This window comes from Aurantimonas marianensis, assembly GCF_024195285.1.
In the GTDB taxonomy this organism is placed as follows: Bacteria; Pseudomonadota; Alphaproteobacteria; order Rhizobiales; family Rhizobiaceae; genus Aurantimonas; species Aurantimonas marianensis.
Genome location: NZ_JALHBS010000032.1, coordinates 84,428 through 95,323, shown reverse-complemented (window position 1 = coordinate 95,323; position 10,896 = coordinate 84,428). Strand labels below are relative to the sequence as shown.

General features: G+C 65.3%; 11 protein-coding genes. 2 read left to right on the top strand and 9 right to left on the bottom strand.

The window, feature by feature from the left end; all coding sequences use genetic code 11:
- The first annotated feature begins 139 nt into the window (after nt 1-139).
- The gene (gene pip, locus MJ956_RS06085) at nt 140-1,105 is read left to right on the top strand and encodes a prolyl aminopeptidase (protein WP_253963582.1); all 966 of its coding nucleotides are present in this window, start codon (nt 140-142) and stop codon (nt 1,103-1,105) included.
- Between the two features lie 132 nt (nt 1,106-1,237).
- Entirely contained in the window at nt 1,238-2,149 is a 912-nt protein-coding gene (gene rarD / locus MJ956_RS06080; protein WP_253963581.1) for an EamA family transporter RarD, read from the top strand.
- 23 nt (nt 2,150-2,172) lie between these two features.
- On the opposite strand, the gene MJ956_RS06075 is transcribed toward rarD, so the two are convergent.
- From MJ956_RS06075 to MJ956_RS06035, 9 genes are all read right to left on the bottom strand, one after another.
- On the bottom strand, nt 2,173-3,723 hold the full coding sequence (locus MJ956_RS06075) for a carbon-nitrogen hydrolase family protein (protein ID WP_253963580.1): 1,551 nt from the start codon (nt 3,721-3,723) through the stop codon (nt 2,173-2,175).
- A 103-nt stretch (nt 3,724-3,826) separates the two neighbouring features.
- On the bottom strand, nt 3,827-4,432 hold the full coding sequence (locus MJ956_RS06070) for an LOG family protein (protein ID WP_253963579.1): 606 nt from the start codon (nt 4,430-4,432) through the stop codon (nt 3,827-3,829).
- Between the two features lie 270 nt (nt 4,433-4,702).
- The gene (locus MJ956_RS06065; protein WP_253963578.1) at nt 4,703-5,293 is read right to left on the bottom strand and encodes an energy-coupling factor transporter transmembrane component T family protein; all 591 of its coding nucleotides are present in this window, start codon (nt 5,291-5,293) and stop codon (nt 4,703-4,705) included.
- Nucleotides 5,290-5,964, bottom strand: coding sequence for an energy-coupling factor ABC transporter ATP-binding protein (locus MJ956_RS06060; RefSeq protein ID WP_253963577.1), 675 nt, complete (start codon nt 5,962-5,964; stop codon nt 5,290-5,292). The genes MJ956_RS06065 and MJ956_RS06060 overlap by 4 nt, the downstream gene beginning before the upstream one ends.
- A gap of 17 nt (nt 5,965-5,981) precedes the next feature.
- Nucleotides 5,982-6,545, bottom strand: a complete 564-nt coding sequence (locus tag MJ956_RS06055; protein WP_253963576.1) for a biotin transporter BioY — start codon at nt 6,543-6,545, stop codon at nt 5,982-5,984.
- A 148-nt stretch (nt 6,546-6,693) separates the two neighbouring features.
- On the bottom strand, nt 6,694-7,089 hold the full coding sequence (locus MJ956_RS06050; protein ID WP_253963575.1) for a type II toxin-antitoxin system VapC family toxin: 396 nt from the start codon (nt 7,087-7,089) through the stop codon (nt 6,694-6,696).
- On the bottom strand, nt 7,089-7,370 hold the full coding sequence (locus MJ956_RS06045) for a type II toxin-antitoxin system VapB family antitoxin (RefSeq protein WP_253963574.1): 282 nt from the start codon (nt 7,368-7,370) through the stop codon (nt 7,089-7,091). Before MJ956_RS06045 ends, MJ956_RS06050 begins: the two co-directional genes overlap by 1 nt.
- Nucleotides 7,371-7,471: 101 nt before the next feature.
- Nucleotides 7,472-8,959 carry a glycerol kinase GlpK gene (glpK, locus tag MJ956_RS06040; RefSeq protein ID WP_253963573.1) on the bottom strand — a complete coding sequence of 496 codons (1,488 nt, stop codon included), beginning with the start codon at nt 8,957-8,959 and terminating at the stop codon, nt 7,472-7,474.
- 88 nt (nt 8,960-9,047) lie between these two features.
- Nucleotides 9,048-10,850, bottom strand: a complete 1,803-nt coding sequence (locus tag MJ956_RS06035; protein ID WP_253963572.1) for an ABC transporter substrate-binding protein — start codon at nt 10,848-10,850, stop codon at nt 9,048-9,050.
- Between the last annotated feature and the right edge of the window lie 46 nt (nt 10,851-10,896).

Here is a 10,896-nt window from a genome sequence, read left to right as displayed (position 1 = left end):
AACGCCTGAAAGGCGCAAACCAATAGGGGGTCAGTTCCTCATGTCGCCGAGGGGTCAGTTCCGAATGTCGCTGGACAACTGCAGCGAACTCGTGCGCCGGCCTGTCCCTCGGGGCGCGCGGCGCTATAAATCATCCGCGATGACAGCCCCGCTTCGCAAACCCTTTCCCGGCATCGAGCCCTACAAGACCGGTCGTCTCGACGTGGGCGACGGGCATCAGCTCTATTATGAGCTCTGCGGCAATCCGCAAGGACTCCCCGTCGTCTTCCTGCATGGCGGGCCCGGAAGCGGCGCCTCGTCCCAGCACCGCCGGCTGTTCGATCCGGCGCGCTATCGCATACTCCTGTTCGACCAGCGCGGCTGCGGCCGCTCCACGCCGCTCGGCCGTCTGGACGAAAACACCACCTGGCACCTCGTCGCCGATATGGAGCGTCTGCGCGCCCTGCTCGGCGTGAAACGCTGGCTCCTGTTCGGCGGCTCCTGGGGCGCGACCCTGGCGCTGGCTTACGCGGAAACCCATCCCGAACGGGTGGCCGGCATGATCCTGCGCGGCGTCTTCACCGGCCGGCGCTCCGAACTCGACTGGTTCTACGAGCGCGGCGCCAACCGGCTGTTTCCCGATCGCTGGGAGGATCTGGTCGGGCAGATTCCCGCGGCCGAGCAGGACGACATCGTCGCCGCCTATCGCCAGCGGCTCACCCACGCCGATCGCGCCGTCCGTGCCGCGGCGGCGCGTGCGTGGACGAACTGGGAGTCGGCAACGGTCATGCTGCGGCAGGCTCGGACGAGCGAACACGGCAACGGCGGGGCGGTGTCCGATGCCACGATCGCCTTCGCCCGGATCGAGAACCACTATTTCTACCATGATCTGTGGCTGAAGGAGGGACAGCTGATCCGCGACGCACACCGTCTGGCGGAGATTCCCGGCGTCATCGTCCAGGGCCGCTACGACGTGATCACGCCGGCGGTCACCAGCTGGCAGCTTGCCCAGGCCTGGCCGAAAGCGGACTATCGGATGGTGGAGGGGGCCGGCCACGCCTTCGCCGAACCGGGCATCCTGCATGAATTGCTGGAGGCCACCGACCGCTTCGCGCGCGCGCCTTAGACTTCGTCCGATGGCCGCATTCGATACTGGCGCATCACCAAAACGGATTGGTCTCATCAACGAAAAGCGGGTGTCGTCGCGCCCGCTGTCTGATAGACCCGCGATCATCCAACCCTTTCATCGAGCGTGATCATGTCAGCGGGCGCCGCCGGACCGAACAAGGGCTTTGCCTACGCCCTTGGGGCCTTTGCCATCTGGGGACTGGTGATGCCGGTCTACATGAAGGTCCTGGACGTTGTCCCGCCGCTTGAAATTCTCGCGCATCGCGTGCTGTGGGCGATTCCCTGCGCGGCTTTGATCCTGTGGTGGCAAGGCGGCCTCGGTAGAGTCTGGCGGCACTTCAGGGAATGGCGGACGCTGGCGCTGGCGGCGCTGACGGCGACGATCATCTCGATCAACTGGGGCGTCTATATCTACGCGATCGTGACCGACCGCACGGTCGAGGCGGCGCTCGGCTATTACATCAACCCGTTGGTCAACGTTCTCCTCGGAGCGATCGTCCTCGGCGAGCGTCCGAACCGGCCGCAGTCCTTCGCGCTCGGGCTGGCGGTCATCGCCGTCCTGATCCTGACCGTACGGGCCGGGGGGCTTCCATGGATATCGCTGACGCTGGCCTTTTCCTTCGGCACTTATGGGCTGCTGCGCAAGATGGTGCCGGTCGGCGCGACCGAGGGCTTCTTCCTCGAAGTGATGATCCTAGCGCCGCCGGCGCTTGCAATCATCTTCGCCTTGGCGGGCGAGAACCACTTCTTCACGAGCGCGTCCGTCGCGGCGCTGCTGGTCGGCACCGGGCCGATCACCGCCATACCGCTGATCCTGTTCGCCGCCGGCGCCCGGCTGCTGCACTACTCGACCATCGGCATCCTGCAATATGTGGCGCCGACGCTGATCTTCCTCACCGCCGTCTTCATTTTCGGCGAACCGTTCAACGCCTGGCAGTTCGTCGCCTTCGGCTTCATCTGGGCGGCGCTGGCAATCTACACCTGGGCGCTGGTCCAGAAGGGTCGGGAAGCGCGGCGCAGACTGCGGCCACAGGGTGTCTGAGCGGGCGCCGGGCGCGCTCCGTCTCAGCCGCCGTCGGCCCAACGGGTCTTGTAGAGATCGAGCCGCCGGTCGCGCAGGTTGCGAACCGAGCCCTCGTAGCGGGCCCAGTTGAGCGTCGCCAGATTGAGATCGGCGACGGTCACCATCTCGACATTTTCCGAGGCCTCCGCGGCAATGCCGTCGCGCGCGAAAGGAAAGTCGCAGGGCGTGAAGATGCCGGACTGGGCATATTCGATGTCGAGATTGTCGACATTGCCGAGATTGCCCGTCATGCCGGAGGTCACCACGTAGCACTGGTTCTCGACCGCCCGCGCCTGACAGCAATAGCGCACCCGCAGATAGCCGTGGCGCGTGTCGGTGTTGAACGGCACGAACAGGATGCGCGCGCCCTGGTCGGTAAGCCGCCGGGCTACTTCCGGGAATTCCGAATCGTAGCAGATCATCACGCCGATCGGGCCGCAGTCGGTCTCGATCGTCTCGACGCTGTCGCCGCCCATGATCTGCCAATACTGGCGCTCGTTGGGAGTCGGGTGGATTTTCTCGCGCTCATGCACCGAGCCGTCGCGAAGGAAGATATAGGCGACGTTCTGAATTTCGTCGTCGTCGGTCTTGGTGGCGTGGCTGCCGCCGATGATGTTGATATTGCGCCGGATGGCCATATCGGTCAGGCGCTGAACGAAATCCGGCGTGTGCTCGGTCAGGCGCTGGATCGCCGCCTCCGGCTTCAATTCCTCCGTCTCGCAGGACAGGAGCATCAGCGTGAAGAGCTCGGGAAACACGACGAAATCGCCGCCATACTCGGACGCGACTTCGATGAAATACTCGACCGCGTCGTAGAAATCCTGCGGCTTGGAAATCTGTCGGGCCTGCATCTGTACCGTGACGATGCGAACAATGTCAGGATTGGACCGATCGACCGGTTGGTCCTCGCGGGCGGGATCGTAATAGGGATTGCGCCAGACCATCAGCACACCGTAGCCGCCCGATGCGGTGTCGCTGGGATAGTAGTTCTTCAGCAGCCGTTCGGGCTCAAAGCCGGCACTGAGATGGAAGGACGCAACCGGATCCTTGGCCTCATTGGTCTTGACGGCCTCAATGTAGGCCTCGGGCGTGTCGTATTTCTTCCTGTTGCGCTGATAGCCGGGCATGCGACCCCCGAAAGCGATGCCCTTCAGGTCGAGGTCCTGGCACAGGCGTCGGCGCGCGTCGTACAGCCGCTTGCCGATGCGCAGCCGACGGCGATCGGGATCGACGCAGATCTCCGTGCCGTAGAGCCACTCGCCCTTGCGGTCATGCATCGCCGCATAGCCGCCGCCGGTTACCTCTACCCAGGTGTGCTGTTTGAGCGCTCTTTCCTCAGGCAGGATCATGGTCGCCGCATAGCCGACGACGTCGCCCTCGTAGACGACGATGAACTGGCCTTCGGGAAAGGCCGACAACTGTCCGAGGATCATGCCGCGCGTGTAAGGCTTCTCATCCTTGAACACTCTGCCGGATAGGGCGATGATCGCGGCGACATCGCTCTTTTCGGCGATGCGGACTTCGATTTTCGGGGTCGAGCGCTTCTCGGCCATGGGCGGACGGATCCTTGTGATGCAAAGGGAAAAGCGGCATGGCCGCGTCTTCCCGCATCTAGGACGGAGCCCGGCGTTCGCAACCGCCACAAGAGCCCGAAGCTCAAAGCCGCTCGATGATCTCCAGCCGGCCTTCGTCGCCGTTCGCCGATGTCGTTGTGAGAAGATGCGGCACGATATCGGCGACATTGTCGATGATGATCGGCCGCACCTGATGGGCGCGGTGCAGGAAGCCTTCCTCGCTCATATGATCGAGCAGCCGCGACAACGGATCCCAGAAGCCGCCGATATTGGCGATGACGATCGGTTTCTCGTGCCGGCCGAGCTGGCTCCAGGTGAGGATCTCGACCAGTTCCTCCAATGTGCCGATGCCGCCGGGAAGCGCGACGAATGCGTCCGAGCGCTGGAACATCAGATGCTTGCGCTCGTGCATGTCCTCGGTGACGATCAACTCGTCCAGCCGCTTCAACTCGCGTTCGGTCGCTTCCATGTCGATGAGGAAGCGCGGGATGATGCCGGTGACGCCGCCACCCGCCGCGATGACGCCGTCGGAAACGGCGCCCATGATGCCGCGCGTGCCACCGCCGTAGACCAGCCGCATGCCGGCCTCGCCGAGCGCCTCGCCGAGCTTTCGCCCGCTGTGGATATAGAGCGGATCGCGGCCCGCCGAGGAACCGCAATAGACGCAGACGGATCGAATCGTGCTCATGGTCGCGAGAGTCGGATGGGCGGGAGAGGAGGTCAAGCGGAAGGGGGGATGGTGCCTCAGTTCACGTCGGTATCGTCGGATGACCATCAGCGCCGTCGTCGGCCGTGCCGACCGAACCGTCATCAAGCGCTTCCGCAGGCGGTTCGCGGTCTTTTCGTCGACGGTCACCTGCCTGGATCGCAACGGTGGAGGCATCCTCGCGGTCAAGGCGACGATTGTCACATCGATCCGGTTCATTTCGTCGAGCCCCTTGCTGGGCATGGCGTCGTGTCAGGAACGCGCGTCGATCGCCTCGGCTATCTCGTCGGCCATTTTCAGCAACCGCACGATCACCGGGACGGCGAGGGCGACGATCGAGCGGTCCTGTCCACGTGCCCGCTGCGCCTCACGGACTTCCTCGACGATCGCTCCGACCGCCGGGATGAAGCGGATCGCCAAGGATATCGCCAGGCTCACCTTGCCGACATCGAAGCCGAAGCGGGCGAGGGGGCTGAGCGCCCGTTCGATGACCGCGACGAGGTCGGCCGTGCGTGTGGTCAGCGTGACCAGGGAGGCGGCGAGGATCAGGGCCGCGAAACGCAGGACGAGAAGCAGCGCCGCGGAGAGGTCGACCAGCCAGAGCTGCGCCGCGAAGAGGATGGCGAGAACCCACAGAACCGGGCGGAGCTGCGCAAAGGTGACATCGGCCGGAACGCGGGCCTGCGCGTAGCCGGCAAGGACCGTCACGAGCGCCGTTGCCGCGAGCCACAGCTCGTCGAATGCGAAGAGGACGGTTCCCAAGGCGAGCAGGGCGATGAGCTTTGCCGAGGCGCGAAGGCGGTGGACGGGGCTCGAACCGGGCCGGTAGAGACCGGCAATCACCCGACGATCTCCAGATAGGCGGCGATCGCGCCCGCCGGTGGGGCGTCGGCGACAAGCCGGCCCTCGTCGAAGACCAGCACGCGGTCGAAACCGGCGAGAAGGTCGAGATCATGGGTGACGAGAACGACGTGCTGGTCCAGCGCCGCCACCGTGTACATGACGCGACGCGTGTTGCGCCGGTCGAGGAGAGTCGTCGGCTCGTCGAGAACGAGCCAGGCGGGCTCCAGAATCATGACGCCGGCGAGCGCCACCATCTGGCGCTCGCCGCCGCTGAGTTCGTAGACGAGCCGGTCGCCAAAGCCGTTCAGGCCGAAGCGGTCGAGCGTTCGTTCCACTTTGCCGGGAATGTCGGTGGCCGCGACGCCGCGGCCCTTGAGCCCGAAGGCGAGATCTTCGCCGACGGTCGGGTAGACGATCTGATTGTCCGGGTTCTGAAAGACGAAGCCCACCTGGCGGCGCACCACGCGGCCCTTCGTCCGGGTGTCGAGCCCGTCGACGGCGACTTGCCCGGCGGTCGGCAGGATCAGCCCGTTGAGCAGGCGCGCGAAAGTGCTCTTGCCGGACCCGTTGGCGCCGATGATCGCGATCCGCCGTTCCGTGAGCTTTAGGTCGAGATCGGTCAGAATCCGGCGCCCGGAGCGCTCGAGCGAAACGCCGGCGAGTTCGATCATCGATTGCGGGGCTGCCGTCAGGCCCGGCCCGCGCGGGCGCGCGCCGGGATCAGCGGGTAGGATCGCTTGACGGTCGCGATCACCGCAGCGGCGATCCCCGCCTTGACCAGATCACCGGGAATGAACGCGGCGGAGCCGGCAAGCGCGGTCCAGAGCGGAATGTCGGCGACTGCCGCGACGACCGGGATGCCGACCGCGTAAAGCACGACAATGCCGCCGAAAACCGAGATCAGGAAGGCACCGACAAAGCCGAGGCCGGTCCAGAAACGCTCGGTCAGCCAGCCGATGACATAGGCGGCGACGACCCAGCCGAACAGGAAGCCGGCGGTCGGGCCGGCGAAGACGCCGATGCCGCCGCGCCCGCCCGACAGGAGTGGCAGGCCGACAGCCACCAGCACGAGGAAGAGAACCATCGCCAGCGCCCCGCGCCTGGCGCCGAGGATGCCGCCGGCTAGCATGACGCCCATCGATTGCGCGGTGATCGGCACGCCGAGCGCGGGGATCGTCAGCGGCGGGAACACCGCGAGCACAGCCATCAGGGCGGCGAAGAGGGCGATGTAGACGACGTCTTTGGTAGCCATCAAACGGGTGCCTTTGCTTTGGGTGCGGACATCTTGCTGCGGGCGGCGCGACGGCTTTCTCTGACCCCATCGGGCGAAAAAGGTCAATGTTCGGCAGGCGCACAAGCAATCCATCGCAACGGCTCCCGGCGGGCATCTGGCTGCCGCCTCAGCCCGCCTCGATATCGGTCTTGGCGAAATCGGCGCCCTTGTAGAGCAGCGGAACGCCGTAGTGCCGGGCGCAGGCATAGGCGAAGCAATCGCCGAAATTGAGCGCGGCGGGATGGCGGCCCTTCCCATACCGGTCATAGGCTTCGACAGCGAGGGCGGTGGCCTCCGGCGGAACGGGGAGGACGGTGATGCGCATATCCGCCATATAGCTCAGAACAGCTGCCATAGCGGTCACCGGCTCCCAGCCGAACCGGCGTGAGCACGAGACGACGGTCTCCCAGGCCGCCGTCGGGGATGTCAGCAAGCGGTCGGCCGGTTGCATCCGCGCTGCGATTTCTCCGGCATCAGGCTCAACGAGAATCAGTGCGCATAAGGCCGATGCGTCTACGAACATCAGTCGCACTCGTAGAGGCTATCGATCCATTCCTTGGTTACCGGGAGTCCCTCGCCTTGAGGTGGATATTTTTCTCGCAGTTCCCGCGCCAGACGAAGTGCCCGTTCGACATAGGCATCGGTTTCGGCGTCGGCTCCTGCCGCCTCTGCTTGTGACGCCGGAGTCCGAGCCAATTCCGAAAGCAATGCATCGCGGACGGCCTCCGTCTTGCTGGTCTTCTTTAGTCTGGCCAGTCGATCGGCCAATTCGCCGACCTCGCGGTCTTTGACATAAAGGGGCATGGCGTGACCTCCCAAGACGATCGCAGCGGGATATCCCGAACCTAATGCCGGGATATCCCCGCGTCCAGTGTCTTGATGGGGTCGTCCGGTCCAGCGCGGCTTTACCGGCTCAGCGTCCGGCCCACCGCGTCGGCCCAGCCTTCAAGCTTGCGCCCGCGTGTGACGGCGTCCATTCGCGGCTCGAAGCGGCGCTCCAGGCGCCAGCGCTCGGAAAAGCCGGCCATGTCCGGCCACACGCCCGCCTTCTGCCCGGCGACCCAGGCGGCGCCGAGCGCCGTCGTCTCCAGCACCACCGGCCGGTCGACCGGCGCGTCGAGAAGGTCTGCGAGGCGCTGCATCGTCCAGTCCGACGCGACCATGCCGCCGTCGACGCGCAGGATCGTGTCGCTGGCGCCGGTCCAGTCCTTCTTCATGGCCGAGAGGAGGTCGGCGGTCTGGAAGCAGACGGCCTCGAGCGCGGCGCGGGCGATCTCGTTCGGACCGGTGTTGCGGGTCAGGCCGTAGATGGCGCCGCGCGCCTCCGCGTCCCACCAGGGCGCGCCGAGACCGGTAAAGGCCGGCACCATGTAGACGTCCTGGGCCTCGTCCGCCGCTGCGGCCATCGGCCCGCTGCGCTCCGCGCGCTCGACGACGCCCAGCCCGTCGCGCAGCCATTGCACGGCGGCGCCGGCGATGAAGATCGAGCCTTCGAGGGCGAAGGCGGTCTTGCCGGACAGGCGATAGGCGATCGTCGTCAGCAGGCGGTTGGAGGATGGCACGCGGGTATCGCCGGTGTTGAGCACGGCGAAGCAGCCGGTGCCGTAGGTCGATTTCAGCATTCCGGGTGCGAAGCAGGCCTGGCCGAGGGTCGCTGCGTGCTGGTCACCGGCGATGCCGCAGACCGGTATCGCGGCGCCGAACAGCGACGCCTCGGTCACACCGAATTCGTTGTCGCAGTCCTTCACCTCAGGCAGAAGGGCGCGGGGGATGTTCAGCAGCTTGAGCAGCTCCTCGTCCCAGGCGTTCGCCTCGATGTCGAACAGCATGGTGCGGCAGGCATTGGTGGTATCGGTCGCATGAACCCTGCCGCCGGTCAGTCGCCACAGAAGGAAGCTGTCGACGGTGCCGAAAGCGAGCTTGCCGGCTTCGGCCTTGGCGCGTGCTCCCTCCACATTGTCCAGCATCCAGGCGATCTTGGTACCGGAGAAATACGGATCGACGATCAGCCCGGTCTTCGCCGTGATCTCCGGCTCGGCGCCGTCTTCGACGAGCTTGCGGCAGATATCGGCAGTGCGGCGGTCCTGCCAGACGATGGCGTTGTGAATCGGCTTGCCGGTGTCGCGGTCCCAGATCAGCGCGGTCTCGCGCTGATTGGTGATGCCTATCGCTGCAATGTCGGAGGCCGAGAGCGAGGCGTCGGCGAGGGCGGTGCGGACCGTCGCCACGACCGAGCGCCAGATATCCTCGGGATCGTGCTCGACCCAGCCCGAGCGCGGAAAATGCTGCGGAAACTCTTCCTGGCCGACACCGACGATGCGAAAGCCGTCGTCAAAGACGATGGCGCGCGACGACGTCGTGCCCTGGTCGATGGCGAGGACGTATCCGGACATGGCTGTCTCTCCTTGATGCGACAAGTCGTGGTCGAATAGCAGAAAGCCGGGGCGAGCCCGGCTTTCCTTGTCGTTATGGATCGGCCGATTACTGGGCGGCCGGCTTCGCCGCGTCAGCCGGCGCGCTGGCCGGTTCCGCCGCGGGCGCGTCGCCGCCGGAAGCGTTCTCGTCGGCCCAGCTCTTCACCAGCTCGTCATAGGAGACGGTCTGCGGCTGTTCCTTCTCGTCCTCCTTCTTCGGCTGCGGCGCAATGTTGCCGTTCGCCTTGGCCTGCTCGACCCAATATTCCAGGTCATGCTCCTCGTTGAGCTTCGGGCCGATGTCGCCCTGGATGCCGGCACGCTCGAGGCGCTCCAGAATCTGCTCTTGCTCGGCGCAGAGCGAATCCATTGCCTCCTGCGCGGTCTTGGCGCCGGACGACGCGTCACCGATCGCCTGCCACCAGAGCTGCGCCAGTTTCGGATAATCCGGCACATTGGTGCCCGTCGGGGTCCACTGCACGCGCGCCGGCGAGCGATAGAACTCGATCAGGCCGCCGAGCTTCGGCGCCCGCTCGGTGAAGCTGTCGTCGCGGATGGTCGATTCGCGAATGAAGGTGAGACCTTCGTGGCTCTTCTTCACGTCGACGGTCTTGGAGGTGACGAATTGGGCATAGAGCCAAGCGGCCTTGGCCCGGTCGACCGGGGTCGACTTCATCAAAGTCCAGGAGCCGGCGTCCTGATAGCCGAGCTTCATGCCGTCGACCCAGTAGACGCCGTGCGGCGAGGGGGCCATGCGCCATTTCGGATTGCCTTCCTCGTCGACGACGGGCAGCCCATCCTTGACCATGTCGGCGGTAAAGGCCGTGTACCAGAAGATCTGCTGGGCGATCTGGCCTTGCGCCGGGACAGGCCCGGATTCGGAGAAGGTCATGCCCTGGGCTTCCGGCGGCGCGTAGGCCTTCAGCCATTCCAGATACTTCTCGATCGAATAGACGGCGGCCGGGCCGTTGGTGTCGCCGCCGCGCGCCACGCACGAGCCGGTCGGCTGGCTCTGCTCGTTGACGCGGATGCCCCATTCGTCGACCGGCACGCCGTTCGGGATGCCCTTGTCGCCATTGCCGGCCATCGACAGCCACGCGTCGGTGAAGCGCCAGCCGAGCGAGGGGTCCTTCTTGCCGTAGTCCATATGGCCATAGACCTTCTGGCCGTCGACCTCGCGCCCGGTGAAGAACTCGGCGATGTCCTCATAGGCCGACCAGTTGACCGGAACGCCGAGCTCGTAGCCATACTTCTCCTTGAAGTCGGCCTTGTTCTTCTCGTCGTTGAACCAGTCGTAGCGGAACCAGTAGAGGTTGGCGAACTGTTGGTCGGGCAGCTGGTAAAGCTTGCCGTCGGGGGCGGTGGTGAACGACTTGCCGATGAAGTCGTCGATGTCGAGCGTCGGCGAGGTGACGTCCTTGCCTTCGCCGTCCATCCAGTCGGTCAGATTGCGCGCCTGCTGGTAGCGCCAGTGCGTGCCGATGAGGTCGGAATCGTTGATATAGGCGTCGTAGATGTTCTCGCCGGACTGCATCTGCGTCTGCAGTTTCTCGACCACGTCACCCTCGCCAATCAGGTCGTGGGTGACCTGAATGCCGGTGATCGCGGTGAAGGCCGGCGCCAGGACCTTCGATTCGTACTCATGGGTGGTGATCGTCTCGGACACCACTTTGATGTCCATGCCCTGGAACGGCTGGGCGGCATCGACGAACCACTGCATCTCCTTTTCCTGCTCCTCGCGCGACAGCGTCGACAGGTCGCCGATCTCGGCGTCGAGGAATTGCTTGGCCGCTTCCATGTCGGCGAAGGCCGGGCTGGCGGCGAGCGCGATCGCCAAAGCCGCCGTCGTGCCCATGAGATAATGTTTCATGCTTTTCCTCCCGGAAAGTCGCCGGTCCGTGTGATGGGCTGACATG